The sequence below is a fragment of the Verrucosispora sp. WMMC514 genome (assembly GCF_027497295.1).
GTDB classification, from domain to species: Bacteria; Actinomycetota; Actinomycetes; order Mycobacteriales; family Micromonosporaceae; genus Micromonospora; species Micromonospora palythoicola.
The window spans coordinates 6,537,011-6,563,157 of the sequence record NZ_CP114906.1; the positions used below are offsets into that span (position 1 = coordinate 6,537,011).

Annotated in this window: 23 protein-coding genes; 9 read left to right on the top strand and 14 right to left on the bottom strand. The window is 72.3% G+C overall.

The window, feature by feature from the left end; genetic code table 11:
• Nucleotides 1-44: 44 nt before the first annotated feature.
• The 6 genes from O7597_RS30205 to O7597_RS30230 all read right to left on the bottom strand — a co-directional run bounded on the left by O7597_RS30205 (nt 45) and on the right by O7597_RS30230 (nt 7,773).
• Complete coding sequence (locus O7597_RS30205; RefSeq protein WP_281581478.1) at nt 45-1,355, bottom strand: HAMP domain-containing sensor histidine kinase; 1,311 nt, start codon at nt 1,353-1,355, stop codon at nt 45-47.
• A complete protein-coding gene (locus tag O7597_RS30210; RefSeq protein WP_269742086.1) occupies nt 1,352-2,038 on the bottom strand; it encodes a response regulator transcription factor in 687 nt (228 codons plus the stop codon). The genes O7597_RS30205 and O7597_RS30210 overlap by 4 nt, the downstream gene beginning before the upstream one ends.
• A gap of 92 nt (nt 2,039-2,130) precedes the next feature.
• Complete coding sequence (locus O7597_RS30215; RefSeq protein WP_269742087.1) at nt 2,131-3,498, bottom strand: cytochrome P450; 1,368 nt, start codon at nt 3,496-3,498, stop codon at nt 2,131-2,133.
• A complete protein-coding gene (locus tag O7597_RS30220; protein ID WP_269742088.1) occupies nt 3,495-4,598 on the bottom strand; it encodes an alpha-hydroxy acid oxidase in 1,104 nt (367 codons plus the stop codon). The genes O7597_RS30215 and O7597_RS30220 overlap by 4 nt, the downstream gene beginning before the upstream one ends.
• A gap of 12 nt (nt 4,599-4,610) precedes the next feature.
• The gene (locus O7597_RS30225) at nt 4,611-6,191 is read right to left on the bottom strand and encodes an FAD-dependent oxidoreductase (protein ID WP_269742089.1); all 1,581 of its coding nucleotides are present in this window, start codon (nt 6,189-6,191) and stop codon (nt 4,611-4,613) included.
• A gap of 34 nt (nt 6,192-6,225) precedes the next feature.
• Nucleotides 6,226-7,773 carry an aromatic amino acid ammonia-lyase gene (locus tag O7597_RS30230; RefSeq protein ID WP_281581479.1) on the bottom strand — a complete coding sequence of 516 codons (1,548 nt, stop codon included), beginning with the start codon at nt 7,771-7,773 and terminating at the stop codon, nt 6,226-6,228.
• 73 nt (nt 7,774-7,846) lie between these two features.
• On the opposite strand from O7597_RS30230, the gene O7597_RS30235 reads away from it, so the two are divergent.
• Nucleotides 7,847-9,418 carry an NAD(P)-binding domain-containing protein gene (locus O7597_RS30235; protein WP_281581480.1) on the top strand — a complete coding sequence of 524 codons (1,572 nt, stop codon included), beginning with the start codon at nt 7,847-7,849 and terminating at the stop codon, nt 9,416-9,418.
• Nucleotides 9,415-10,968 carry an AMP-binding protein gene (locus O7597_RS30240; RefSeq protein ID WP_281581481.1) on the top strand — a complete coding sequence of 518 codons (1,554 nt, stop codon included), beginning with the start codon at nt 9,415-9,417 and terminating at the stop codon, nt 10,966-10,968. Before O7597_RS30235 ends, O7597_RS30240 begins: the two co-directional genes overlap by 4 nt.
• Nucleotides 10,969-11,016: 48 nt before the next feature.
• Here the strand turns inward: O7597_RS30240 and O7597_RS30245 are convergent, their stop codons facing one another.
• Nucleotides 11,017-11,652: a LysE family translocator gene (locus O7597_RS30245; protein WP_281581482.1), complete on the bottom strand. Its 636-nt coding sequence runs from the start codon at nt 11,650-11,652 to the stop codon at nt 11,017-11,019.
• 271 nt (nt 11,653-11,923) lie between these two features.
• Between O7597_RS30245 and O7597_RS30250 the strand changes: the two genes are divergently transcribed.
• From O7597_RS30250 to O7597_RS30260, 3 genes are all read left to right on the top strand, one after another.
• The gene (locus O7597_RS30250) at nt 11,924-12,964 is read left to right on the top strand and encodes a PHB depolymerase family esterase (protein WP_269742094.1); all 1,041 of its coding nucleotides are present in this window, start codon (nt 11,924-11,926) and stop codon (nt 12,962-12,964) included.
• Between the two features lie 149 nt (nt 12,965-13,113).
• A complete protein-coding gene (locus tag O7597_RS30255) occupies nt 13,114-14,361 on the top strand; it encodes an NAD(P)/FAD-dependent oxidoreductase (RefSeq protein WP_281581483.1) in 1,248 nt (415 codons plus the stop codon).
• 8 nt (nt 14,362-14,369) lie between these two features.
• Entirely contained in the window at nt 14,370-14,834 is a 465-nt protein-coding gene (locus O7597_RS30260; RefSeq protein WP_269742096.1) for a MarR family transcriptional regulator, read from the top strand.
• 96 nt (nt 14,835-14,930) lie between these two features.
• Here O7597_RS30260 and O7597_RS30265 read toward each other — a convergent pair whose 3' ends face one another.
• On the bottom strand, nt 14,931-15,185 hold the full coding sequence (locus O7597_RS30265) for a histidine phosphatase family protein (RefSeq protein WP_281581484.1): 255 nt from the start codon (nt 15,183-15,185) through the stop codon (nt 14,931-14,933).
• On the opposite strand from O7597_RS30265, the gene O7597_RS30270 reads away from it, so the two are divergent.
• Nucleotides 15,165-15,368: a hypothetical protein gene (locus tag O7597_RS30270; protein WP_281581485.1), complete on the top strand. Its 204-nt coding sequence runs from the start codon at nt 15,165-15,167 to the stop codon at nt 15,366-15,368. The two genes, O7597_RS30265 and O7597_RS30270, sit on opposite strands and share 21 nt — an antisense overlap.
• 32 nt (nt 15,369-15,400) lie before the next feature.
• Here O7597_RS30270 and O7597_RS30275 read toward each other — a convergent pair whose 3' ends face one another.
• Nucleotides 15,401-15,844, bottom strand: a complete 444-nt coding sequence (locus tag O7597_RS30275) for a hypothetical protein (protein ID WP_269742100.1) — start codon at nt 15,842-15,844, stop codon at nt 15,401-15,403.
• A 306-nt stretch (nt 15,845-16,150) separates the two neighbouring features.
• Here O7597_RS30275 and O7597_RS30280 point away from each other — a divergent pair, with 306 nt between their 5' ends.
• The gene (locus O7597_RS30280; RefSeq protein WP_281581486.1) at nt 16,151-17,731 is read left to right on the top strand and encodes an SGNH/GDSL hydrolase family protein; all 1,581 of its coding nucleotides are present in this window, start codon (nt 16,151-16,153) and stop codon (nt 17,729-17,731) included.
• A gap of 98 nt (nt 17,732-17,829) precedes the next feature.
• On the opposite strand, the gene O7597_RS30285 is transcribed toward O7597_RS30280, so the two are convergent.
• Nucleotides 17,830-18,948 carry a Gfo/Idh/MocA family oxidoreductase gene (locus O7597_RS30285; protein ID WP_269742102.1) on the bottom strand — a complete coding sequence of 373 codons (1,119 nt, stop codon included), beginning with the start codon at nt 18,946-18,948 and terminating at the stop codon, nt 17,830-17,832.
• Nucleotides 18,918-19,628 (bottom strand): ThuA domain-containing protein, encoded by a 711-nt coding sequence (locus O7597_RS30290; RefSeq protein ID WP_269742103.1) that lies wholly within the window; start codon nt 19,626-19,628, stop codon nt 18,918-18,920. Before O7597_RS30290 ends, O7597_RS30285 begins: the two co-directional genes overlap by 31 nt.
• Before the next feature lie 248 nt (nt 19,629-19,876).
• On the opposite strand from O7597_RS30290, the gene O7597_RS30295 reads away from it, so the two are divergent.
• Nucleotides 19,877-20,830 carry a LysR family transcriptional regulator gene (locus O7597_RS30295; protein WP_269742104.1) on the top strand — a complete coding sequence of 318 codons (954 nt, stop codon included), beginning with the start codon at nt 19,877-19,879 and terminating at the stop codon, nt 20,828-20,830.
• A 56-nt stretch (nt 20,831-20,886) separates the two neighbouring features.
• Here O7597_RS30295 and O7597_RS30300 read toward each other — a convergent pair whose 3' ends face one another.
• Genes O7597_RS30300 through O7597_RS30310 form a run of 3 tightly spaced genes read right to left on the bottom strand, consistent with a single transcriptional unit; the run spans nt 20,887 to nt 22,804 of the window.
• Nucleotides 20,887-21,378: a hypothetical protein gene (locus O7597_RS30300; RefSeq protein ID WP_281581487.1), complete on the bottom strand. Its 492-nt coding sequence runs from the start codon at nt 21,376-21,378 to the stop codon at nt 20,887-20,889.
• Nucleotides 21,378-22,442 (bottom strand): saccharopine dehydrogenase NADP-binding domain-containing protein, encoded by a 1,065-nt coding sequence (locus O7597_RS30305; protein ID WP_281581488.1) that lies wholly within the window; start codon nt 22,440-22,442, stop codon nt 21,378-21,380. The genes O7597_RS30300 and O7597_RS30305 overlap by 1 nt, the downstream gene beginning before the upstream one ends.
• Nucleotides 22,443-22,462: 20 nt before the next feature.
• Nucleotides 22,463-22,804 carry a hypothetical protein gene (locus O7597_RS30310; protein WP_281581489.1) on the bottom strand — a complete coding sequence of 114 codons (342 nt, stop codon included), beginning with the start codon at nt 22,802-22,804 and terminating at the stop codon, nt 22,463-22,465.
• 213 nt (nt 22,805-23,017) lie between these two features.
• On the opposite strand from O7597_RS30310, the gene O7597_RS30315 reads away from it, so the two are divergent.
• Nucleotides 23,018-26,116, top strand: a complete 3,099-nt coding sequence (locus O7597_RS30315; RefSeq protein ID WP_281581490.1) for a BTAD domain-containing putative transcriptional regulator — start codon at nt 23,018-23,020, stop codon at nt 26,114-26,116.
• The last annotated feature ends 31 nt before the right edge of the window (nt 26,117-26,147 follow it).

Sequence of the window (26,147 nt, forward strand, 5' to 3'; positions counted from 1 at the left end):
ATGCTGCACCCGGAGGAGGACGGCGAGCAACGCCCTCCTCCTGCTCAGGCGTTGCCGGAGACCGACGCGGGCGTCGGCGTCGACGCGGCCGGTCGCGGGCTCGGCCGGACCGGCAGCCGCACCGCGAACCGGGCTCCCCGGCCGGGGTGACTGCGGGCGTCGATGGTGCCGCCGTGTCCGGTGACCACCTCCCGCAGCAGCGCCAACCCGAGCCCGGTGTGCCGCTTGTCCGGGCCGGCACCGCTGTGGAACCGGTCGAAGATGCGGTCGGCCGGATCGAAGCCGTTGCCGGTGTCGGCGACGATCAGTTCCGCCACGTCGTGGGCGGGCAGCCGCACGGTCACGTCGATCCGCCCGCCGGCCGGCGTGTGGGTCAGGGCGTTGGTCAGCAGCTCACTGATCACCCGCCGCAGCGCCGATTCCACCCCGGAGACCGGGACCGGCACGTCCGGGCGGCTGAAGGTGAGCCGCACGCCCTGCTCGCCGGCCCGGTCGTTCTCGGCGAGCACCGCGGCCTCGGCGACGGCCGCCAGGTCCACCGGATCGGCGGCCGCCCCGTCACCCGGCGCGGCGGCCAGCCGGGCGGAGAGCAGCAGGTCGTTGACGACCTCACCGAGCCGTCTGGTGGTGCCGGTCAGGCGGTTCAGCTCCGCCTGGTACTCCACCGGCACACCGGCCGCGCCGGCCCGTCGCGCCAGCAGCTGCGCCCGGGTGTGCACCTGTGCGATGGGCGTACGCAGTTCGTGGCTGACGTCGGCGATGAACCGGCGCTGCCGGGCGAGGGAGTCGGCCAGCGGCGCGACGGCGAGCCGGCCCACCACCGCCCCGCTGGCGACGGCCACGACCAGCCCGAGCAGTTCCGCGACAGCGAGCGCGACGAGCAGGTGACGCCGGTCGGCGAGCTGGTACCGGGCGTCGAAGATCGCCTGCACGACGTCCTCGCCACGGGTCTCGGTCAGCACGAAGTAGACCGTGCCGTGGCGCTCGATCGTCGTCTCGGACGGGATTCCGGTGCGGGCCGTGGCGCTCATCGCCGCCGCGAGCGGGAACCCGGACGGTGCCGGCACCGCGCCGCCGGAGATCTCACCGTCGTGAAGCAGGAAGAGCCAGGTGCAACCGGGTGGACCGGACGGGTCGCCCCGGCTGGCCGTGTAGGCGAGTTCCCGCTTGATCTGGCGCTCCTGGCCACGGATCAGCATGCCGTAGGAGAGCACGCCGACCGCCGTGACCAGAACGGTCACCGCGAGCCCGACCAGTAGGCCGACCCGGCGGCGGGCCCGGGCCACCACGACGCGCTCGGCCGCCAGCCAGGAGAGACCGGCGGGCGCCGTGCGCGCCCTTCGCCACGGCGTCACAACTCACCGAGCCGGTAGCCGAGGCCGTGCACCGTACGGACCGCCGTGCGGCCGAGTTTGCGGCGCAGGTAGTACACGTAGGTGTCGACGATGGAGGTGGCCTCCGCCGCGTCGAAGACCCGGCGGCGCAGCTCGGCGCGGGTGTGCACCGCCCGGGGTCGGACGGCGAGCACGCGGAGCAGCTCGAACTCCCGGGCGGAGAGCGCGACCCGGGTGCCGTCGGCGAGCACCACGTCGCGCAGGCCGAGGTCGAGTCGGCCGGTACCGATCGGCAGCGCCTCGGCGCCGTCCGACGTGCGTCTGCACAACGCCCGAATCCGGGCGCTCAGTTCGTCCAGGTCGAACGGCTTGATCAGGTAGTCGTCGGCGCCCGCGTTCAGGCCGGCGACCCGGTCGTCGACGGTGCCGAGCGCGGTGAGCAGCAACGCGCGGGCACCGATCGCGCGGGAACGCAACCGGGTCAGCAGGTTGAGCCCGTCGAGCGCGGGCAGCAGCCGGTCGATCACCATCACGTCGTAGGGTCGGGTCAGCCCGAGATGCAGGCCCCGTTGTCCGTCTCGCGCCACATCGACCTGGTAGCCCTCGTCGGCGAGCACCTCGGTGAGCATGTCCGCGAGTTCCGCGTCGTCCTCGACCAGAAGCAGCCGGTGTACGCCTGGTGATACCTCGCTTACCTGTAGCACATGTCGAGAATCCCACACCCGTCCGTAGTATTGATTGTGACCAATGTCTCTATGTTGTTGCGCCGGAGATCATTCCGGTCGATCCGCCATGGTCATCGCCGGACCTCCTCGAAGTAGCTCGCACACAGGCGCTGGCGCCGGGCGTCGAGCACCATCCAGGTACCCAGCACGAGTTGGACGAGGCTGCGCCACACGTCGGACCAGCGGTCACCCCAACGCATCACCGCCAGCCGGAACCGGGCGGGCGGGCGGGCCCCGGTCGGGACGAGGAAACACGGTCCACGGTTCGGCAACGACCGGGTGTGCCGCACGGTGGAGACCAGCGCGTACCGGCGCAGCACCTCCCGGGTCACCGCGCGCATCATCACCGGCGCCACGCCGCGTGCCGGACAGGCCCGGTTGGCGGTGACACCGAACGGAACGAAGTGCGCGGCACCGCGCTCCAGGGTCAGCCAGCGGGCCGGCTCGAACGTGTCGTCGGCCGCCGGTCCGCTGCGCTGGTAGGCGAGGTAGTTGAACAGCAGCACCGAACCGGCGGGGATGGTGAGCTCCGGGTCGACCTCGATCGGGCCGGACGTGATCCGGTGCGCCACCCCGAAGAGCGGATGTACCCGCAGTGTCTCGTCGATCACCCGGTCCAGGGCGGCGTCGCCGTCGGGGTCGTCGAGGGCGGCGACCAGGTCACGCCGCACCGCCGGATGCTGCGCCACGGCGAGCAGGAGGTGCGCCATCGCCTCCGACATCTGCACCACAGCGGTGTTGAAGAAGGTGCCCTGCAGGTACCAGGCGGTCTCCTCGGCGGTGAACGGCTCCGGCAGCGTCACCGGCGCCGTGCCGGCCTCGACCCGGGCGCGCAGATAACGGGTGAGCGGGTCGCGCCGATCCAGGTGTCGCAGCCCGCAGCACTTGAGCGCGGTGACCACGTCGTCGGCGTTGGCCACGATCAGCGCCCGTACCTCCGGCGGGCACGCCGCGTCGAAGACGAGTTCGTAGTAGACCTCCGCCCAGATCGGCATCATCAGGTCCCGCAACCGGACGCGGCGGGTCCGGCCGGCCGGCAACTCGTCGAGAATCCGTCGGGTCGCCGCACCGGCCAGCTCGGTCGAACGCCGCTGCGACAGCGCGACCACCCGTCTGGTCGTCCGGGCGACCGTGCGGTAACGCTCGCCCGGCTCCAGGTGTTCCTGGTGCATCTGCGGGCCGGGTGCCAGCCAGTACCAGAACAGGTCGGACAGGCCCGCTCCCCGGCTACGCCCGCTGGCCGCCGGATGGGCGTAGATCCGCGCGAAGTGCTCGGGCCCGATCCGGGGGCCGGGCACCGGGATCCCCTCGGTGCCGTTCACCCGCCTGAAGATCCACTCTCGGAGCCGGACCACCGCCGGCGGCAACCGGCGCGGCAGCAGCCACCCCACGGCCAGCAGACCGGCCAGCCCACACCACAGCACCAACGGCCGGGTCATACCGGCATCCGGTCGAGGATCATCTCGCGGGTCAGGTCGGCGGGGCGGACCGCGCCGGCAAGCGTCATGGCCCGGGCCAGCTCGGCACGGAGCAGGTCGAGCAGCTGCCGCACGCCGGGCTCGCCGCGGGCCGCCAGCGCCCAGACCACCGGCCGGCCGATCCCGACCGCGACCGCCCCGAGCGCCAGCGCGGTGAGGATGTCGGTCCCCCGGCGGATCCCGCCGTCGAGCAGGACGGGGATGCGTCCCTCGACCGCCGCCACGACCGCCGGCAGCGCGTCGATGCTCGCCGGTGCCCCGTCGAGCTGCCGCCCGCCGTGGTTGGAGACCAGCACGGCGTCCACCCCGTGTGCGACCGCGAGGCGGGCGTCGGCGGGGTGCAGGATCCCCTTGAGCACGATGGGCAGCCGGGTGGTCGCGCGCAGCCACTCGATCCGGGCCCAGTCGAGAGTGGCGTCCATGACGATGTCCCGGACCCGGCCGCTCGCCGGATCCCGCATGTTCTCGCAGCGGCAGCCGGGCGGCAGGTCGAGGAAGCCGTTGCGCAGGTCACGGTCGCGCCGGCCGAAGACCGGTGAGTCGACCGTGACCACCAGGGCGCGGCAACCGGCCGCCTCCGCCCGCCGGATCACCGAGGCGGTGAAACCCAGGTCCGGCTGTGGATAGAGCTGGAACCACAGCCGCGCCGGGCGGCCCGCCGCCCCGGCGACCGCCTCGATCGGCGTGGTGGCGGCCATGCTCACCACCAGCACGGTGCCGGCCGCCCCGACCGCCCGGGCCGTCGCCACCTCGCCCTGTGGGTGTGCCAGCCGGTGGAAGGCCGTCGGCGAGACCAGCACCGGCATCGGCAGCGTCTCACCGAACAGCTCGATCCGCAGGTCACGCTCGCCGCCGCCGCGCAGCACCCGGGGCAGGATCCGATATCCGTCGAAGGCCGTCTCGTTGGCCCGTAACGTGCGCTCGTCGCCGGCACCCCCGGCGAAGAAGTCCCGGTGCACCGGATCGAGCCGCAGCCGCGCCTCCGCCTCCAGGTCGTCGACGCGGTACAGCGGAGGAGGCTCGGCGGTGGCGGCGAGCCCCGGCGTGGTCTGTGCGGGCACCGACGACACGGGTCAGCCCACGGTGCCGGTCAGGCAGCGGTGCAGGAAGGCGACCAGCGGCACCCGGTGCACCTGCGGCTTGTTCCACTGGTTCTCCAGGTTCTCCGCCAGATGGTGTTCCGCCACCACCCGGCCGTCGCGCCGGTGGCGCACCACCGGATGCAGGTACGCCGCGTCGTGGGCCTGACCGGCGACGTCCTGGGCGATCCGGCGCACCGAGATGTCGAAGGGGTCGACCTGGTCGTGGTCGGGGCCGTACTCGAGGGTGACGACGAACGCGTGCTCGACCGGATGATCGGCGGTCGCCAGCCCGGCCTGCCCGAGGTGGTCGACCGGCACCTCCTGGTGGTAGCGGGCGTCCGCCCCGGCCACGGTGACCACGTCGGCGAGCACCGCGAACTGCTGCCAGAGACCGGAGGACCGGTTGACCCGCTCGATGATCGCGTCGGCCGCCGCCTCGGGCGTCGCGTCCAGCTTCTCCGCCGGCCACGGATTGTCGTGGTAGCGGTGTTCGAGGATGCGGTGCAAGGCCCGCACACCGTACCGGAAACCGTGGACGAAGCCGTTCGTCGACCGCTTGAAGTCGCGCTCCTGGGTCAGCGTGCCGGCGAAGAACAGGTCCGGGACGTTCACCGACTCGAACGCCGGGGTCTGGGCCGGGAAGCGATCGTTGATCACCAACGCCGGGCGGCAGTCGTCGGCGAAGATCGACGCGTCGAAGCGGAAACCGGTGCAGGCCAGCACCCGGTCGTACCGCAACTCCTTGACGACCTCGTCGGCCCGGGAGAAACCGAAGGTGACCCGGTAGCCGTCGTCGTCACGCGCGATGCCGCGCACGTGTCCGTCCAGGATCGCGTTGGCCGACTTGAGCTGGTAGGTGTCCAGGAAGTTGTTGTTCACCGCCCGCAGGTGCCCGACGTAGTGGGTCCGCCACGCCATCCGGACCGGACTCGGCCCCGCCACGTGCACCAGCGTGGTCGTCTCCATCAGCGCGTCGGCGGTCTCGAAGGCGGAGTTGCCCTTGCCGATGATCAGCACCCGCTGGTCGAGGAAGTCGCGCGGGTCGACCGGCATCGCGTCGTACCGCTCCGCCAGCTCGATGCCGGGGATCGGCGCGACGTAGGGCTGTGAGACACCGGTCGCCACGACGACCCGACGCGCCCGGTACGTCGTACCCTCCTCGTCGGTGACCCGGAAGCCGGCGTCGTCGGGCCGGGCGACCCGGACCACCCGGCTGCGGTAGCGGATCCGGACTCCGGTGGCCGCCGCGAAGTCCGCCAGGTAGCGGACCATCACCTCGGCGTCGGGGAAGTAACGTTCGGTGTAGCGGGTGAAGCGCAGCTCCGGGTCGTCGCTGAGCAGGGAGTTCCAGTCCAGCCGCAGGTTCAGCTCCGGATCGTCGGATCCGGTGTGCGGCTTGTTGATCGAGATGAGTTGGCGGTGCCGGGGAAACCGGGTGAAGAAGGCGCCGGGAACGTCGGCGGACTCCAGTACCAGGTAGTCCCGGCGGCCGTCCCGTTCGAGCAGCGCACCGAGCTGAAGCCCGGCCGGTCCCGCCCCGATGATCAGATAGTCGAGCATCTCTCCGGTCACCAGGCGACCGTACGAAGGCGAACTCAGAGAAAAATCAGCCGTCGATCCCGACCGCCGTCGACGCCGGCCGGTTCGGTGCCCCGGTCAGCAGGTCGAGCAGGTCGGCGGCGCGACGGACGTCGTCGTCGAGCGGCCGGTCCGGATCGATCGCCGGCACGGTCTCCGCGAGCCGCTCCAGCACCGCGACGCAGGCCGGCGCGGTCGGGGTACGCGCACCGACGTGGACCGCCTGACGCAGCCCCACCGCGAGCGTTCCGCAGATCAGCCGCAGCAACCGGGCCTGGTCCACGGCGCGCAGCGCGGCCTGGGTGCCGAACGGCACGACGTCCTGGTTGTGCAGATTCGTGGGCAGACTCTGCATCCCGGCCGGAATGGCCTGTCGACGGATCTCCGCGACCATCGCCGTCGAGGCGAGCTGGGCACCCTGCAACCCGTGCTGCCGTCCCGGCCCGGCCGCGAGCATCGGCGGCAGCCCACCGTTGCGGGCCGGATCGACCAGGAGGTCGAGTTGACGCTCGACGAGGTTGCCGAGCTGGGCGGCCACCGTCGCCAGCAGGTCGGCGGCGAAGGCCGCCGGCTGACCGAAGAAGTTGCCGCCGTGCAGCACCAGGTCCTCGTCGGGGACGAACACCGGGTTGTCGCTGACGCTACCCAGATCCGACTCCACCACGCCGTCGACGTAGCGCAGCGCGTCCTCGGCCGCGCCGAGCAACTGCGGGGTGCAGCGGATGCTGTACGCCTCCTGGAGCGGGCGCCCGCTCGACGGCACCGCCCCGGTCAGGCACCGCCGCATCCGGGCGCCGACGTCGACCGCGCCGGGGTGCCCGTACGCGGCCAGCAGCCGGGGGTGCAGGAACTGGCCGGGGTCGCAGCCGAGCACGTCGACGAGCAGGCAGCTCAGCAGCTGGGCGGCCCGGTGCGCCCGGCGGATGTCGTCCAGGGCGAGGGCGGTGGCGGCGGTGGTCAGCGAGGTGCCGTTCACCAACGCCAGCGCGTCGCGTCCGTCGAGCAGCAGCGGTGTCAGCCCGGCCCCGGCCAGCGCCTCGGCGGCCGGCATCCGGTCACCGTCCAGATAGGCCCAGCCCCGACCGCGCAGCGACTGGGTGGCGTAGGCGAGCGGAATGAGGTCACCGCTGGCCCCGACCGAACCGAGGCGGGGCATCGCCGGCACGAACGTCGTACCGAACATCGCGGCGAGTCCCTCGACCACCCGCGGCGAGACGCCGGAGGCACCCTGGCCCAGCGACCAGACCCGGACCAGCATCGCCGCCCGGACCACCGCCGGGTCGATGTCCGGGCCCTGGCCGGCACCGAGGTGGGCGAGGGTGTTGTCGCACTGGTCCGCGTCGTCGTCGCGACCGGCGAACCCGACGAGCGCGCCGAACCCGGTGGTGGCGCCGTAGACCTGACGGTCGTCGCCGAGCACCGCGCGCAGGTGCTCGCGGGAGCGCCGCACCCGGTCGCGTACCTCGGCGGTGATCTCGACGGTGACCTCGGTCGCGGCCCGGCGCAGGTCCGCCACCCGCAGCGGGCGGGCCAGGTCGATCGGAGCGGCCACGGCGGACACGGTGTGGGTCGTCATCGGGCCGACCGTAGCCGTGGATTCTCAGAGCGGTCTGAGTTATCTCTGATGACCGGTGGCTACCGTCCGGCACATGACGCACGCCTACCTGATCATCGGCGCCGGGCCGGCGGGACTGCAACTCGGCGCGTTGCTCGAACGCGACGGTCATGACTACGTCGTCCTGGAGGCCGGCGCCGCACCCGGCACCTTCTTCCGCAGCTATCCGCGGCACCGCAAGCTGATCTCCATCAACAAGGTCCACACCGGTTCCGACGATCCCGAGTTCAACCTGCGGATGGACTGGAACTCCCTGCTCAGCGACGACCCGGAGCTGCGGTTCGGCCGGTACAGCAAGCGCTACTTCCCGGCCGCCGACGACCTGCTGCGCTACCTCGCCGACTTCGCCGAGGCGACCGGAGTGCGGGTGCGCTACCAGACCCCGGTGGTCCGGATCGGCCGCGACGACGACGGCTTCCACGCCCTCGACGCCCACGGTCACACCTGGCGGGGACGTCGGTTGGTCGTCGCGACCGGCGTCTCGCGGTTGTACCTGCCGGCCATCGACGGCATCGAGAACGCCGAGCGGTACGACACGGTCAGCGTCGACCCGGCCGACTTCGTCGACCAACGCGTCATGATCATCGGCAAGGGGAACTCCGGCTTCGAGACCGCCGACGCGCTGATGGAGACCGCCGCCGTGGTGCACCTGGCCGGTCCCCGCTCGGTCCGCTTTGCCTGGCAGTCACACTACGTCGGGCACCTGCGTGCGGTGAACAACAACTTCCTCGACAGCTACCAGTTGAAGTCGCAGAACGCCGTGCTCGACGGCACGGTGGAGAGCATCCACCGCCGGCCCGAGGGTGGCTACCTGGTCCGCTTCCGGTACGCCCGCACGGTCGAGGCGATCCGGGAGATCCGCTACGACCGGGTCATCGTGTGCACCGGATTCCGGTTCGACGCCAGCATCTTCGACGACACCTGCCGGCCCCGGCTGGTCATCGACGACCGGTTCCCGGAGCAGACCTCGGCGTACGAGTCGACCACGGTCCCCGACCTCTACTTCGCCGGCACCCTCACCCAGCAGCGCGACTTCAAACGGTCGACGAGTGGCTTCATCCACGGCTTCCGGTACGGGGTCCGGGCGCTGCACCGCATCCTCGCCGCCCGCTACCACGACGCGGACTGGCCGACCACCCGGCTGGCGGCGACCCCCGAGGCGATCACCGACGCGATCGTCGCCCGGATCAACCGCTCCTCGGCGCTCTGGCAACAGTTCGGGGTGCTCGGCGACGTGGTGACGGTCCGCGACGGCACCGCGTACTACCACGAGGAGGTGCCGATGGCGTACCTCGCCGACGGTGGGCTGGGCGGTGGCTGGGCGCTCGCCGTGACCCTCGAGTACGGGCCGGACCACGACTGCGTCGACCCGTTCGACGTCGCGGTGCCCCGGGTGGCGGAGAACGACGCGTACGCCGCGCACCAGGCGACGTACCTGCACCCGGTCGTGCGGCAGTACCGGGACGGGCAGGTGGTGGCGGTGCACCACCTGGCGGAGAACCTGGAGAACGAGTGGAACCTGCCGACCGTGCACCAGCAGCCGCTGACGGTGTTCGTCAAGGAGTCCCTGGCCGGCGTCGCCGCTGCCGCGGGAGCGTCCGGGTGAGCACGGAGCCGGTGCCGGGCTACCCGCAGGCGATCCTCGACCTGCTGGCCGGCGGGCGGGACCGGCCGGTCTTCGAGCACGGCTCACGCATCGTCCGCGCCGACGAGGTGGCCGAACTGGTCGCCCGGATCGCCACCGGACTGCGAGCGGCGGGAATCGGTCCCGGTACGGGGGTGGCGGTGCTGCTCGGTGTGTCCCCGGAGGCGTTCGCCGCCGTCGTCGCGGCACACCTGGTCGGTGCCCGGGTCGCCGGGGTACGCCCCGGACTCCCCCACGAGCACCTGCGACACCTGCTCGGCCACCGGATCTCGGCGGTGCTCGTCGACCGCTCGACCGTGACCCCGCAGCTGCGGGCGGTCACCGCCGGCCTCCCGCTGCTCGGCGTCGGCCCGGTCGACGGGACACCCGACCTGACCGCCACCCGGGCCGACGGCACACCGACGCTGCCCGCCGGGCGTCCGGACGACATCGGCCGGGTCGTCTACACCAGCGGCAGCACCGGCAACCCGAAGGGCTGCCTCCAGACATACGCGTCCCTCGACGCCGCCTGGGCGGCGCACCCGGACCGGTGGCCGCCGCCGGTCCGCGACCTCGCCGGCCGCCTCGACCGCTACCTGGTCTTCGGCTCACTGGCCAGCCAGGTGATGCTGGAGTACGGCATTCTCACCCTGGCCGCCGGCGGCACTATGGTGATCGCCGAACCAAACCGTGCCGGTGTGCCGTTCTTTCCCGAGGCGCTGGTGCGGCACCGGGCGAGCGCCAGCGTGATCACCGTGGGCCGGCTGGCGAAGCTGGTCGCCGCCCAGCGCGCCGCGCCGGCCGACCTCGGCGCGCTGCGCGCCCTGCTGGTCTCGGGCTCGCCGCTGCACCCGGCCCGGCTCGCCGAGGCGCTCCACGTGCTCGGGCCGGTCGTCTACCACGGCTACGGCCAGACCGAGACCGGCATGATCGCCATGCTGACCCCGGCGGAGATGCTCGCCGCCCCGGCTCGGCTCGCCTCGGTGGGCCGCCCGCCGGCCGTGGTCGACGTACAGGTCCGCGACGCCGACGGGCGGCCGGTCGTCCCCGGCGTCGAGGGGGAGATCTTCGTTCGCACCCCGTCGCAGGCCAGCGGTTACTGGGACGACCCGACGGAGACCACCGAGGTGTTCACCGACGGCTGGGTACGCACCCGCGACCGTGGTCGGCTGGACGACGACGGCTACCTGCACCTGCTGGGGCGGTCCCGGGACGTCGTCATCGTCAACGCCGACCTCCGGTACGCCGGCCCGATCGAACGTGTCCTGGCCAGTTGCGCCGACGTGGCCGAGGCGTACGTGGTGGCCGCGCCCGACGAGGACACCGGCGAGGCGGTGCACGCCTTCGTGGTTCCCGCCGCGGGCCGGCAGCCGGATCCGGACGTGCTGCGCACGCTGGTCCGACAGCAGCTCGGCGAGCCCAGCACTCCCCGGACGATCACCTTCATCGCCGAGGCGCCGGTCACGGCCGCCGGCAAGCCCGACAAGCGACGCCTGGCCGGCACACTGCACGCGCACGACGCCCCCGGCTGACCGGCGGTGACCGGGCCCGCCGACAGCCCGGGGCGACCGGGAGTGGGCTTACCTGGCGCTGGTGAACACGAGCCGGACGCCGAGGCCGATCAGCAGCGCGCCGCTCAGCCCGTCGACGAGGCGACGGGTCGCCGGCCGGGAGAACGCCCGGCGAGCCGCGGCGACCAGGTTCGCCACGGTGAGGAACCACCCGACCGTGATGGCCACGGCGATCGCCGACAGCGCCAGCAGGGAAACGAGGCCGGCGTCGGCCGGGAGGAACTGTGGCAGCAGCGCGACGAAGAAGACGGCCGCCTTCGGGTTGAGCGCGTTGCACAGCAGACCATCGCGGAACGCCGCCCACATTCCTGACTCGACGGTGGGCCCGGTGTCGGGAGCGGATCGGACATCGCCCGAGCGCCACGCCGAGCGCAGCGCGTTGACACCCAGGTAGACCAGGTAACCCGCGCCCACGAGCTTGATGATGGTGAAGGCGACGGGCGTCACGGCGACCACCGCGGCGACACCGGTGGCGGCGGCGACCACCCAGGCGAGGACCCCGGCGGCGACGCCGACCGCCGTCGCCATGCCGTGCGCACGGCCGGCGAGAGCCGAGCGGCGTACGACGACGGCGAAGTCCGGTCCGGGTGACATGGCACCGAGCACGACGACACCACTGAAGGTCAGCAGCTGCCCGGTTGTCATCACCACTCCCCCGCTGTCCACGGCGGCGAACATGGTTTCACACCGCCCCTGTTTCTGGCTGCCGCGCAGCCTCGGATGGCCGCCGGTCGACCGTTCTGACCTCCAGCATTCGTAGTCCCGGACTGCGTCTTTCGTACCGGATGGTCGCCTTGCGCCCCGACGGGCCGGACGGCCGGTTCACCCCCAACGACCGCGACCGTGACACCACGTCACACGCGGTAATGACACCACGACACTGACAGGTCGGCTGATTCCGCGCTGTCATGGGTACATGTCCGTCACCCCTGTGGTCGGGTCCCGCCGTCCTCGACGGCGCTGGATCGTCGCCGGCATCGTCGCCACCGTCACGGCCGTCATCAGCCTCGGCGTGGCCGCGCTTCAGCTCGGCCTGCCCTGGCAGCTGGGCGAGGGCGACCGCAACCATGTCTACGAAGGCCCCGCCGGTTCCCAGCGCTACCAGGTCCATCTGCCGCCCCAGCACCACGGGACGGCCCGACTGCCGGTCGTCATGGCGATCCACGGGTGCGCGATGACCGGCTACGGGTGGAACTCGATGAAGGCGACCACGCAGTTCAACAGCCTGGCCGACCGGGAGGGCTTCATCGTCGTCTACCCCACGCAGTTGATCACCCGCAACGTGATCGCCTGCTGGAACTCGGCGGACCCCCGAAATCAGCAGCGACACACCGGAGAACCCGCGCTGCTGGCCGGTGTCGCCCGCCAGGTGGTCGAGAGGTACCACGCGGATCCGAGGCAGGTGCACGTTGCCGGCGCCTCGTCAGGAGCGGGTACCGCCGTCATCCTCGGCGCGACCTATCCCGACGTCTTCGCCACGGTGACCTCGGTCGCCGGTGGTGAGTACGGACTCAACCAGGTCGATCCGGACGACCCGGACGCCACGTCGCCGCTGGACACGGCACGTCAGGCCTGGGCACAGATGGGCGAGCGGGCCCGGCGGGTGCCGCTGCTGATCATTCAGGGCGAGCGCGACGAGGTCGTGCCGCCCCTGGTCGCCACCCGACTCGCCGCGCAGTGGACCGCGGTGGGCGATCTCGTCGACGACGGGCTGCCCAACGACAGCCTCGACCCGACCGAGGAAACCGTCTCCGTACCGCCCGCAGCGGGACGACACGCGTACACGCACACGAAGATCACCGCGTCGGACGGCTCGTCGATCGTCGAGTCGTACCACGTCAAGGGCATGGGACACGCCTGGCCGGGCCCGGACGGCGACGGCCGCTACACCGATCGCGCGGGCCCTGACGCCAGCGAGATCGTGTGGCGGTTCGCCGAGCGCCACCCGATGCCATGAGTATTTCGCGTGGAGACACCGCCGCCCCGATGATGCGTGCCCAGCAACACCTGATCCGCCGGTGCGGCCGGAACGAGGCGTCCCGGCCGCACCCTGACCGCGGCGCGGGCAGCCTTGGCTCATATTGTCTTAGTCATTAAGATAACAGCATGAGGGTATCGACTGACTTCTCGGTGGCGATCGCCGGTGCCGGCCTCTCCGGCCTCTGCCTCGCCCAGTACCTGACCCGCGCCGGCATCGACGCGCACGTCTACGAGCGGGATCCCGGCCCCTTCGTCAGGCGGCAGGGTTACCGGATCATTCTCAACCGGCACGGACTGGAGGCGCTGCGCGAGAGCCTGCCCCGACCGCTGTACCGCCTGGCACTGAGCACCGGTGACGAGCCCGGCGGTCAGCTGCGCTTCACCGACAGCCGACTGCGGGACGCGTTCACCATCACCCTCAGGGACGAGCCGCACGCCTCCCGCCAGGTCGACCGGCTGACCCTGCGGTCGATCCTGCAGTCCGGGCTGGACGGTCGCATCCACTACGGAAGGACCGCCGTCGCGGTGGACGGCGGCGACCCGGCCCGGCTGCGACTGCGGTTCGCCGAGGGCGGGTCCGTCGCCGCGACCGTCGTCGTGGGCGCGGACGGCGTCGGCTCGGCACTGCGCGCCCAGCTCATGCCCGACGCGGACCCGGCCAACACCGGGATGGTGGGCATCTACGGCCGGTCGCCCCTGTGGCGGCACGGCGAGAACGTCCTACCGGACGCGCTGCGTGGCAGCGGCGTCCTGGCCATTGCCGACCGGCCGGGCCGCGCCTTCTTCTTCACCTCGATGCGCTTCGGCGAGCACCCACAGGAGGCGTTCGCACGCCTCGCTCCGGGCAGCTACGCGCCCACCGGTGCCGACTACGTCATGTGGGCGCTGCTGCTTCCGCAGGAGGAGGTGCCCGACGACGTACGGGGGCACCTGCTGGCGCAGTGGAACCTGGCCGCCCGGCGGAGCGCGGACTTCCACCCGCTCGTCCGGCGGCTGGTCGACACCGCCGAGGTCGACGCCACGGTGCTCAACCATTTCGCCACCGGCCGGCGCCCACGCCGATGGGCGGTGCCCCGGGCGACGATGATGGGCGATGCCGTGCACGCCATGCCGCCGTTCGGCGCCCACGGCGGCAACACCGCGCTGCGCGACGCCGCCCTGCTCGGCCGCCGGCTGGTCGAGGCCCGGACGAGCGGTACCCCGGTGGAGAAGGCGATCGCCAGCTACCAGAACGAGATGGTGCCCTACGCCTTCCGCGCCGTCGACACCGCCGCCCGGCTGATGCGCCGTCTCACCGGCGGCGCGGCCGCACCCCACTGGGTGCTGACCCGCCTGCTACCTCGGCTGCACCCGGTCACCGTGCCGGAGGCATGATGACGGACATGTCCACCGAACCGGCCCGTACCTGCGCGATCGCCGACCTCATGCGCGCCGGGCGGGAGACCGCGCGGCTGTCCACGGTGTTCCGGTACGCCATCGCGGAGCGGCTCGGCCTCACCGTCAGCGACCTGGAGTGCCTGGACTATCTGGCCGACGTCGGATCCGCCACCGCCGGGCAGGTCGCCGAGCGGACCAACCTCACCACCGGAGCCGTGACCAGCATGCTCCGGCGGCTGCAGCAGGCCGGCTACGTCACGGCCGAGCGCGATCCGGCCGACCGACGGCGGGTGGTCGTCACCCTGCGGCCGGAGCGGACCGCCGAGTTGGAGCGACCGTACGAGCGGTTCGCCGCGCGGGCGGCACGGCTCGTCGAGGGCTACTCCGTCGAGGAGATCGAGCTGCTGGTCCGGCACAACGAGCGCATGCAGGCGATGTACCTCGCCGAGTTGGACCACCTCGGCAGCTGACATGTGTCCCTGCCGGACGTGCGTCCGCCCATGTCGCGGGCCACCGCAGGCCGGACACCTCGCCTCTGACGACCGCACGCGGACGTAGCCGAGAAGCTACAGGTGCCCCGTGTCGTTGAAGCTGACGAGCGTCGGTGGCCGGTCGGCTTCCCATTGCACGACGGTGATGCCGCAGTTGGCCTGGTTGAGGCCGATCCAGCGCCACGTGGGGGCGTCGAGGGTGTGGCGGACGAACCAGCCGATGACGAAGTTGTGCGTGATCAGCAGTTCATGTCGGTCGGCGTCGCCCTCCGGTCGAGCGCCACCGACGGTGCCAGCCGGGAAACGACCGTGACCCGACTCGTCGCGCACCTGCGCGACCGTGGATGGCCGCTGCGACCCGAACCCGGCAGCTATTCCGGCAGCCGCGAGATCAGCGGACTCCTGCACTGGAGTCCACACCGGATCTGGCTGTACACCGAGCCCGAACCCGCAACCGCGATTGAACCGGCGACACCACACGACACGGTGATCATCTACATCGACAACCTGTGACACGTCCGCGCCGCCCTCGAACCGGGGACCCCTTACGCGTCCGCGGCCCGATCCTGCCGCCCGGGGGCGGACGTCCCGCGCCGTGGCGTGACCGACACGACGGCGGCCGCGCCGAGGACCAGGGCCGGAATCACGAAGTAGACACCGTCGCCGAGGCCGAGCAGCAGCCCCCAGACCAACATCACCATCGCCGCCAGCGTCGTCGTGACACCGACCGCGCGGCCCGCCAGATCCGCGGCGAGGGGCAACAGGGCCGCGACGGTCGGCACGCCCAGCAGATAGCCGGCCGCGGCGCCGCTGTCCGACAGCGTGTCGGGCAACACGGCGACGGCGATCCACAGCGTCACCCCGAGCGCGAGCAGTCGCAACGACCGGCCCAGCGCGCCCGGCATGGCACGCCGACGGCCCAGGTAGACGAACGCTGCCGCCGCGACGAACAGCGCCAGCACCACACCGAGAACCCCAGCGACAGTCATGGCTTTCCTCCGCTGCCTTCAGTTCAACGACAAGTGTCTCCCGGTCCGCACCGCCATGCCGCTTAGGATCTCACCGCCGCGTCACCGCGACGCCCTCGTCCGCTCCCGCGAGCGGCCCGCGTCCGCCCAGGTTGTGGAACTCACGGCGACGAGGTGCCTCTTTCACGCGCTTCTTTGCGTAGTTTCACGGATCCACGACTTCCTACCCATTGCCTAGCATCCATGTCACTGATCGTCACAAGACGATCACGTGACGCTGGGAGGTAGGCCGTGACATCACGCGGAGCCGTGCCACCGGGACGGCAGATGCGACTACTCGCCATGGTTGCGGTCATCGGTGGGCTGTTCGTCAGCGCACAACCCGCGCTGGCCGCAACGTCACCCGTCGATGACGGCGCCGCAGCCCCACCGGCAGCGCGGGGCGCAGGTTGGCAACCCGACATCCAGGCCCCCGACCCGGTGACGATTCCCGGCACCACCAAGAAGGTCACGCCGTTCGCGACGCCGCTGACCCCGCGACAGCCCGAGGCGCTGCCGGGCGCCTCGAAGGGTCCCGGCGCCACGCTCAAGGCGGACAGCTCGGCCCGTGCGGAGATCCGCAAGGTCGACCTGCCGACCTTGCAGGGGACGTCGCCGCAGGCCGACCCCGACGACCCGCCAACCGGGCTGTACTGCACCGAGGCGATCACGCGGAGCGGTTCCGTCAGCGGTACGCCCAACCAGACCAACTACGCGGCGAACGTCTCCTACCTGGCGGAGTTCGGCTGCAACTTCTGGCTGAACGCGGCCTACATCGCCACCGGCGTGATCGACCGCGGCCGCTTCGACGGCCAGTTCCTCTACACCACGGCACCCCTGACGTACGGGCCGACCTACTACGGCGCGACCTCGGGCGGCGTCAGCATCCCCGGCGAACTCTTCGACGGTGGCCGCACCGTGGAGATCGCCTTCGAGCTCTACCTGGTGGCTCCGGCCGGGGTCTACTGGGGCGGCTGTTTCCCCATACCGGGGCTGCGCTACCTGCTGTGTGAGGGCCTCGGCACCAACCTGCTGCACATCGTGCTGGGCACCGGGCCGTTCGGGACCGGGCTGCAGTCCCCGGTGATCCGCCATGTCGCGCTCGGTGACTCCTACTCCTCCGGCACCGGCGCGCCACCGTACTCCGACGCGTCATGCCGACGGTCGCCCGCGACCTACGCCAACCTCATCACGGGAACACCGCTGTCCGGGCTGCCGGTGGACCGGCCGACTCTGGCGGCGTGTCACGGCGCGAGGATCACCGACCTGTACGCGAGCCAGCAATCCGGCCTGCCGCCCCAACTGGACGCGATACAGCCGCACACCCGGCTCGTCACGCTGACCATCGGCGGCAACGACCTCGGCTTCTCGGCCAAACTCACCGGCTGCTACCTGGGCGCCGACTGCTCCGCGTCCGGACCGTTGGTCACCCCGCAGGAGCTGTACCAGGTACAGGTCCAACTCACCACCCTGTACCGGCAGATCAGGGCGGAGATGCACCCCGGCGGGAAGCTCATGGTGCTGAGCTACCCGGCCATCGTGCCCAACCCGGACGACCCCGCGGACCCGCAGCCGACCCAGGACCGTTGCCCCGACCTGGGAAGTAACCTCGTCGAGAGCGAGCGGCGAGCGATCTACGAGGCGACCGTCCAGACCGACAGGATGATCCGCGACGCCGTGTTGGCCACCGGCGACTCCCGCGTCGTCTACGTCAACGGACTGGACCTGTTCCGCGGCCACCGGCTCTGCAGCACCAACGGCGTATGGGCCAACGGCCTCACCTCGCCGCTGAGCGACTCCTTCCACCCCAACGCCTCGGGATACCAGGCGATGGCTACCCGGGTTGCCCAGGTCCTGCCCCCACTCTGAACCCTGCGGCCGAGCGGCGGGGCGCCCTGGGTCGCCAGGGCGCCCCGCCGTCGCACCCCGGGGCCCGGCGGGCCGGCGCCGCGCGGGCGGCGGCGTCGTCAGTGCTCGGACGCGGGAGCGGAGAGCCAGTCCTCGGCCGGGGTGAGCGGGACGGCTGCGGGGCGGTCGACCGCCGTGGTCAGCTCCACCCGCCGACCCTCCTCGGCCGACCGGAGCAGGGCGGTCATGATGTCGAGCACGTGCAGCGCGACCGCGCCGCTGGCCCGTGGTGAACGCAGCTCGTCGGCGTGGACCAGGTCGATCAGGCCGACCCCCCGGGACGCGGCGACGTAGCCGGCCCGCGGTTCCAGGGTGCGCCACCCGGGGCCGTCGAGCGCGAGGTGGCGGACCTCGCCGTCGAAGGTGTTCGGATCGGGTACGGCGAGGGTGCCCTCCTCCCCCTGCACCTCGATCGGCGCGGCCGTCGTCGCGACACCGTCGAAGGTGGTCGTGAGGGTGCTCAGGGCACCATCCGCGTGTTCCAGCACACCGCTCACGTGGGTCGGCACCTCGACCGGGATCCGCTGTCCGAGGCGTGGGCCCGAGCCGATGACCCGGGAGTCTCGCAGCCGGCTGGCCGCCCCGATCACCGCACGGACCGGCCCGAGCAGGTGGACCAGCGCGGAGATGTAGTACGGCCCCATGTCCATGAGCGGGCCACCGCCCGGGACGTAGTAGAAGTCGGGGTTGGGATGCCAGCGCTCGTGTCCCGGGGTGACCATGACGGCCGACGCCGAGAACGGTCGGCCGATCAGTCCACCGTCGATCGCCGCTCGGGCGGTCTGCGTACCGGTGCCCAGGACGGTGTCCGGCGCGCAGCCGACCCGGACGCCGGCCGCCGCCGCCCGGTCGATGAGCGACCGGGCCTGCGGGAACGCGACGGTGAGCGGCTTCTCGACGTAGACGTTCCGGCCGGCGTCGATCGCCGCGCCCGAGATCTCTGCGTGCGCGGCCGGGATGGTGAGGTTGAGCACCGTCGCCACGTCGGGGTGGTGGAGCAGGCGCTCGACGGTGACCGCCTGCGCGCCGGGAATCGTGGCGGCGGCGGCGTCGGCTCGGGCCGGGTCCAGGTCGGCCACCGCGACGACGCGCACGGTGGGATGGTTGGCCAGCGTGTTCAGGTACGCGCGGGAGATGAACCCGAGACCTACGACGCCGACGCCGTGCGGGTCGCCCACACCATCCCCCTCTCGATGACGGTACGGACGCATCCGTGTTCCAGCACGTCGAGGCTGTGTCCCGGAGTCGTCACGACGATCCGCCCGGCGCCCCAGCGTCGGGTCCAGATCGCCGGTGAGGTGACCGGCCGGTGCCACGGGTGCCACTCCCGGGTCGGATGGGTGGTGGTGGCCAGGACGTCGATCAGGTCGTCGTGCAGTACCCAGTACTGCTCGGTGACCAGGTCGAAGTCCTCGATCCCGGCGGTGATCGGATGCTCCCGGCCCAGCTCGGTGACCGTGATCGAGTGCGGCAGGAAATTGTCCGCCTCGCCGCCGCCACGGTCGCACGGCTCGACGCCCGGATGGGTGGCGAACTGCCCGCCCACCAGGTGCAGGTAGTCCGAACAGGTGCGGAACGAGTCGACGACGCCGCCGTGCCAGCCGGTGAACCCCGTACCCGCGACGACCGCTGCGGCCAGCCCCGCCACCTGCTCCGCGGTGATCTGCGACATCGTCACGCACTGCACGATGAGGTCGGTGTCGGCCAGTTCGGCGGCGTCGGCGTAGATCTCCGTCGACCCCTCCACCCGTACCGCGTATCCGCTGCGTTCGAGGAACGGGATGAACAACTCCGTCGCCTCGACCGGCCGGTGGCCCTCCCAACCGCCTCGGACCACAAGGGCTTTCCGCCGCGTCACACCCACTCCTTCCCGGTCCGCCGCACCGGGCCACCGCTGCCGCCCGGGTCGACACCCGCACATCCGACCGCCGCCAACCGTACCCGGGACGACACCCTGACTCGGTCCCTCGGCCGAGGCACCGCGATCCGGACCTGCCTACCATGCACCGGAGTAATGGTTCAGCCACGAGCTTGCGCCGCTGTTTCCGGGCGCTGGCAACGCCCAGCGTGCGGCCCCAACGTGAACCGTGAATATAAGCTGCGTGCATGATTGAGGCGTGGACCCTGCGGGTGCTCCTGGAGGTCGCCGGCCGGGGTTCGTTCTCCGCCGCGGCCGAGGCACTGTCCATGACGCAACCAGCCGTCTCACGGCAGATCAGCGGATTGGAGCGGCGCGTCGGCGTGCCACTGTTCCGTCGGCTTCCGCGCGGCGTACGGCTCACCCAGGCCGGGCAGACCGCCGTCGAGCTCGCCCGCGACATCCTGGTGCGGACCGACGCCCTGGAAGCCCGGCTGCGTGCCTTCACCAGCCTGACCGGCGGGCAGCTCAACGTGTCGGCTTTTCCGAGCGCCAACGCCCGACTCACTCCGGAGGCCATTCGTCGCTTCGCCGAGTCCCACCCGGGCGTCGCGGTGCACCTCGTCCGACCGGACGAGGCGGGTCCGCTGGCGGCCGTCCGGGACGGCCGCATCGACGTGGCCCTGCTGACCTCGTGGCAGTTGTTCGCCGACCCGGTCAGCGCCAAGCACGACCTGTCCGCGTCGCGCCTCACCGACGAGGCGTTGGACGGTCTCGACCTGGTGCCGCTCTGCGACGAACGGCTGCATGTCGCCCTTCCGGCAGACCACCCGTTGGCGCGACGCCAACGGGTGCCGCTGCGAAAACTGAAGGACGAGCGGTGGATCGAGGGCGCCTATCCGGACTGCCTCGGTCCGATCCCGCCGATCGCCGAGGCGTTGGGCGGCCCCCCGCAGATCGCGTTTTTCTGTGACGACTGGAACGGTAAGCAGGCACTGGTCGCCGCACGGGCCGGCGTGATGCTCGTGCCGACGCTGACCCAGGCCGCGCTACGGCCGGACATCGTCCTGCGCCCCACCGTGCCGGTCCTGCCGACCCGCCGGCTGTATGCCGCGGCCGCCGCCCCACCGTTCCGGTCGCCGGCGGCGACCGCGATGATCGAGATCCTCACGGCGATCTGCCGGCAGACCGTCGACGCGTGACGAACGACCGCCGGCAGCCCCGGATGAGCGGCAGACGCCCCGGACGGCGGCTCTGGTCAGCGTGCGCCGCCGTCCGTCGCCGGTCGCCGGTCGATCCCACTCGGCCGCTGCCCGGACCAGGCGGGTGCCACCGCCAGCACCACCGCGGTGACCAGGGTCAGCACCCCGGTGCCCTGGAACAGCACGTCGTCGGAGATGCGCGCGTCGCCGTGCACGGGGTAGAGGTCGTCGATGAGGGCGTGCGCGTCGAGCAGCCGCAGTACGACGAACAGGGCGTGTTTGAACCCACCCTCGAAAAGGCCGACCGCCGCCACCCAGAAGGCGTAGACCAGGAACCAGAGGATCGCGCGAGCCCACCGCATCGTCGAGCCGAGGCGGTACGCCAGATACGTGACGGCGTACACGGCGCTGAACACGACAGCCAGGAGCGTCCGCTGTGGGCTGTCGAACCGCACCCCGCCGTACACGTGGTGGATGAACGTCACCAGGAAGAGCACCGTCGTCCAGGTGATGGCGGCTCGACGCCGCCCTGCCGACCCTCGCTCCATCACCCCTCGCCTCCTTCGAGAGTGGCAGGAATCCGGCCGGTCGGCGACGGCGGCGGATGCTCGTGCACGGTCAGTCCGTGCCGCTGGATCGTGCTCAGGAATTCACCCGCATCGACGACCTGGTCGATGTGACGCACCCCGGGCGGGTAGCGGCGACCCATCAGGCCGAGGGCGACCTCCGCTGCCACCACACCGGTCGCGTGGCACTCCTGACGGCCCGTCGCCGCCGCCCACACCTGCCTGCCGCCGCCATCGGTGGCCGAAACGTGCACCACGAACCGGTCCCCGCCGAGCCGCAGGAGGTTCGACGCGCCGGTCAGCGGGCGAACCCCGCCGAGCCGGTTCGCCAGACGGAAGGCACCGATCCCACGCAGCCAGAACAATGCCGCCGTGACCGCAGCGGAGTCGAGACAGAGGCGGGTGGTCACCGGGACGCCGAGCGTGCGGCTCAACGTGTACTGATCCGAAAAGGGAAACGGATGCACGGTGCGCAGGCCGAACCCCGGCAGGTCCACCCGAGCCCGTCCCGGCCGCCGGGTCCGGTCGAACGGGGCCATCAGTCCCGCCACCGTCCAGCGGACCGAGTCGGGTCCGTGATCACCGGCCGTACCCAGCAGGACCGTCACGTCGACGGAGGTGGCGGACGGGAGACGGCCAGCGCAGCGTCGGGCCAGCACGTTGGTCAGCCCGGGGGCCAGCCCGACGCTGAGCACGGCGGCCGTTCCGGTCCGTTTCGCGATGGGATCGAGCCGTTCGATGCCGGCCAGCACGTCGGCTGACGCGCTGATGTCGACGATGGGAACGCCACGGTCCAGGCAGGCGCGCGCCACCGCTTCGTTGCGATGCTCCACACACATGACCACGACGGCGGCGTCGGCCAGCAGCCCGTCGAGATCCCGCAGGTCGTCGAGGTCCAACCGGCGCGGGGTCAGCCGGCCCGGGCCGCTGCGGGCCAGGGCCTCGGCACGCGCCAGATCACGACCAGCGACGACTACCTCGTTCGCCGAATCTCGGGCCAGGGTGGTGGCCACCACCCGACCCACCGCGCCGTATCCGCCGATCACGACGGCCACCCCGTGGCCGGTCACTGCCGCCTCGCCGTGACCACCGGGTGCCTACCGCTGAGGCGGACACCGGCTCCCGCGTCGTACGGCTCGACGGCGGACAGCAGGTGATCGCGCTCCCCGGCCGGCGCGATCCCGGGATGGTCCGCCCGACCCGGGGCACGTCCTCGGGCCGCGGTGCGACAGGTGCGCCCCGTGCCGCACCTGTCGAGCACCACGTCGGTGGGACCGATCTCGGCCATCCGGAAGAGGCGGTCGAGCAGCGCACCGTCGAGATCCTCCCGTCGATCATGGTGCTCGGCCCGGTGCGCCCCCTCCGGACCATTCCAGGCCGCTGCCGGGTCAGCGTCCACCACCCGCATCTGATCACCTCTTCGAACACCGCCCATGGGCATGAGTCTGGGCGGGCACAGCTATGAGCACCACTGCAGATTGGTAGGAGAAGTCATCACTTCAGCGCATGGCACGCCCGCAGCGTGCCGTCGGTGGCGTCGCCCGGTCCCTTCGGACGGTGTCGCTGTCGGAATTGCGGGAATCGCCTTGCTCAGGCGCACCCGACGGGACACGCTGCGGCCATGCTGGAACAGCAGCGCGGCAGGCTGTGGCTGGTGGTCGCCGCCGCCGGCTACGGCAAGACCAGCGCGCTACGCCGGCTGTTCCCCGGCCCCACCGTTCGGTGGCAGCGGGAGTGCGACGTCGACGCGCTGCTCGGCGGTGAGCTGGCGGAGCTGTCCGCCGGGACGACACAGCTCGTTCTCGACGGGTTGCCCGCCATGTCGGAACGGACCGAGCAGGCGTTGCTGCACGCGATCGCCGGCCTGCCGGATGGTGTACGCCTGGCACTGTCGTCGCGTTGGCCGGTGGGTTGTGCCGCGTCGTCGTGGTTGACCCGGATGGCGCCCGCGCAGCTCCGCCCGGCTGAGTTGAGCCTGACCACCGACCAGGTCGAGGAGATGCTGCACACCGAGTACGGGCTGGCCGAGCCCACCCTGGCGCAGCGCGTGCACGAGATCACCGCAGGGTGGCCCGCGCTGGTCCGGCTGGTCGCCGAGACCCTGGTCGCCGAGGGCGTACCCGCCGGGCCGCTGCTGCCGGCGGTGACCGAGCCCGGAGGTCTGGTCACGGGTTACCTGACCGAGGAGGTGCTCGGTCCACTGCCGGAAGACGTCCGGCGGTTGCTGCACGAGATGGCCGACCTCGCACCGGTGACGGCGGGCGTCTGCGCGATCGCCGGCCACCCGGCGGCCGGGCCGCAGATCGGCCGGCTGCTCCGCACCGGGCTACTGACCAGAGTCGGCACCGAGCCCGACACCGGGCCCCGGGTGGTACCGGTGGTCGCCGCGGTCGCCGGACATGACCGGCCGGTGGTGGCGCGCGGGACGCTGCTGCGGGCGGCGGCCTGGTACCGCGACCACGGCCCGGCCCGCGCCGCCGCGTACACCTTCCGGCTCGGCGGCGACGACGCGGCGCTGGCGGCGGTGCTCGACGAACACGGCGACCGGATGATCGTCGGTGGACGGCCCGCCGCGACCGCCGGGTTGGTCGCCGCGCTCCCGGCGCCGCTGCGCACCCGTCGGCTGCGGCTGCTCGCCGGTGACGCGCTGCGCACCGCCGGCGACGTGGCCGGGGCGGCCCGCGTGTATCAGGAGGTGGCGGCGGCCGAGCCGGCCTGGGAGCCGGGCATCGCCTGGCGGATGGGTCTGATCCACTACCTGCGCGGCGACCAGCCCCGGGCCCTGGCCGACTTCGCCCGGGGTGACGAGGCCCCGGGTCGCCCCACCGACCAGGCGATGCTGCTGGCCTGGACGGCGGCGGCCGCCGCCCGCAGTGGTGACGCGGGGACCGGCATGGCGCACGCCTGGCGGGCCTACCGCCTCGCGGCCGAGACGGGCGTCGACAGCGCCCTGGCCACCGCACACGTCAGCCTCGCGCTCTGCCTCGGGCTCACCGGTGACCAAATCGGTGCCGAGGAGCACTACCGGCTCGCGCTGGGCATCGCCGAACGCACCGGCGACCTCGTGCTGCTGGCCCGGATCCTGGTCAACCAGAGCTACCACCTCGTCGAGCAGGCCCGCTATCCGGCGGCGCTGACCGCCGCGCAACGGGCGGCCAACGCCGCCGAGGCGGCCGGGCACGCCAATCTGTCGGCGATGGCCGCCGGCACCGAGGCCGACATGCTGGCGATGCTCGGCCGGTACGACGAGGCGGCGACGCGGTACGCCCAGGTACTCGCCCGGCATCGGCGGATGGGCTCGCGCCGCTGCGCCGACACGTACCTGGGTCTGGCCGAGCTGCACTTGATGCGAGGCTGGCGGGAGCAGGCCCGGGCCGCGTTCGTCGAAGCGGTCCGGCTGGCCGATGCCGGTGACAGCCGGAAGTTGACGGTGCGGGCGCACGCCGGGCTGGCCCGGGTGCTGCTGCCCGACGACGCGGCGGCGGCGGCCCGACACGCCGCCGCGGCGACCCGGCTGGCCACCGACGACCTTCGGGTTCCGGCACTGCTCGCGCAGGGGTGGGTGGCGCTGGCCGGCGGCGATGCCGCGAGGGCGGCGTCGCTGGCCGACGAGGCGCTCGACCTGGCCCGGTCCGGTGGGCTGCGGGCCGGCCTGGCCCGGGCGCTGGAGCTGCGCGCCGCTGCCGAGATCGACCCGGATCGGGCCCGCACCGCGCTGCGAGAGGCGCACGCGATCTGGGCCGACGCGTCGGCGGTCGGCGACGCGGCCCGTACCGCGCTGGCGCTGAGTCGGCTGCCGGGTGCCACTGCCGACGACCGGTTCGCCGCGCTGCTGGCGACCGAGCGCCTCGCCGCCCGTGGCGTCGCGATCGACCCGGAAGAGACGTCGGCGGACCGGTCGGCCGTCGGCCGACCGGCCACCGGTGTCGGTCCCGGCGGCGTCCTGGTCCGCACCCTCGGCCGGTTCGAGGTGCGGGTGGCCGGCGTCACCGTGCCGCCGTCGGCCTGGCAGTCACGACGGGCGCGGGACCTGCTGCGGATCCTGGTGGTACGCCGGGGTCGGCCGGTGCCCCGGGGCGAGCTGTGCGAACTGCTCTGGCCCGACGACGATCCGAGCCGGACCGGGCACCGCCTGTCGGTGTTGCTGTCGATCGTGCGCGGGGTGCTCGATCCGGACCGGATCTTCGCCTCCGACCATTTCCTGGTGACCGACGCGGCGAGCGTCGCGCTGGACGTCACCCACCTGCGGGTCGACGTGATGGAGTTCCTCGGTGCGGTGGCCCACGGCCGTCGGTTGCTGGCTCGCGGTGCTCGGGCGGAGGCACGCACCATCCTCGCGGCGGCCGTCCGGGACTACCGGGCCGACGTGTTCTCCGACGAGCCGTACGCCGACTGGGCCTCGGCGTTGCGGGAACAGGCGCGGGCCGCGTACGTCGCGGCGCTGCGGATGTTGGCCGACGCGCACCGCTCGGCGGGGAGCGGCGGCGCGGCCGTGGACTGCCTGCTCCGCCTGCTGGAGCAGGACCCGTACGACGAGCCGGCGCACCGGATGCTGGTGCGCACCCTGGTGACGGGCGGGCAGCACGGCGAGGCACGGCGGGCGTTCGCCCGCTACCGATCGGCGATGCGCGCCATCGGGGTACGGCCGCCGGACGAGATCATCCTGGCACCACGGGCCGGGGTACGGTCGCCGGCGACGGTCGTACCCCGGTCGGGGTGAGGGCTCGGGCGTCGCCCGGTCCCCCACCTCC

What these genes read in the sequence shown, in the direction of transcription:
- O7597_RS30260 (WP_269742096.1), top strand. Translation starts at nt 14,370, where the DNA reads ATGTCCACCGAACCGGCCCGTACCTGCGCGATCGCCGACCTCATGCGC.
- O7597_RS30300 (WP_281581487.1), bottom strand. Translation starts at nt 21,378, where the DNA reads ATGGAGCGAGGGTCGGCAGGGCGGCGTCGAGCCGCCATCACCTGGACG.
- O7597_RS30295 (WP_269742104.1), top strand. Translation starts at nt 19,877, where the DNA reads ATGATTGAGGCGTGGACCCTGCGGGTGCTCCTGGAGGTCGCCGGCCGG.
- O7597_RS30275 (WP_269742100.1), bottom strand. Translation starts at nt 15,844, where the DNA reads ATGACTGTCGCTGGGGTTCTCGGTGTGGTGCTGGCGCTGTTCGTCGCG.
- O7597_RS30315 (WP_281581490.1), top strand. Translation starts at nt 23,018, where the DNA reads ATGCTGGAACAGCAGCGCGGCAGGCTGTGGCTGGTGGTCGCCGCCGCC.
- O7597_RS30280 (WP_281581486.1), top strand. Translation starts at nt 16,151, where the DNA reads ATGCGACTACTCGCCATGGTTGCGGTCATCGGTGGGCTGTTCGTCAGC.
- O7597_RS30230 (WP_281581479.1), bottom strand. Translation starts at nt 7,773, where the DNA reads ATGACGACCCACACCGTGTCCGCCGTGGCCGCTCCGATCGACCTGGCC.
- O7597_RS30245 (WP_281581482.1), bottom strand. Translation starts at nt 11,652, where the DNA reads ATGACAACCGGGCAGCTGCTGACCTTCAGTGGTGTCGTCGTGCTCGGT.
- O7597_RS30250 (WP_269742094.1), top strand. Translation starts at nt 11,924, where the DNA reads ATGTCCGTCACCCCTGTGGTCGGGTCCCGCCGTCCTCGACGGCGCTGG.
- O7597_RS30310 (WP_281581489.1), bottom strand. Translation starts at nt 22,804, where the DNA reads ATGCGGGTGGTGGACGCTGACCCGGCAGCGGCCTGGAATGGTCCGGAG.
- O7597_RS30235 (WP_281581480.1), top strand. Translation starts at nt 7,847, where the DNA reads ATGACGCACGCCTACCTGATCATCGGCGCCGGGCCGGCGGGACTGCAA.
- O7597_RS30215 (WP_269742087.1), bottom strand. Translation starts at nt 3,498, where the DNA reads ATGACCCGGCCGTTGGTGCTGTGGTGTGGGCTGGCCGGTCTGCTGGCC.
- O7597_RS30255 (WP_281581483.1), top strand. Translation starts at nt 13,114, where the DNA reads ATGAGGGTATCGACTGACTTCTCGGTGGCGATCGCCGGTGCCGGCCTC.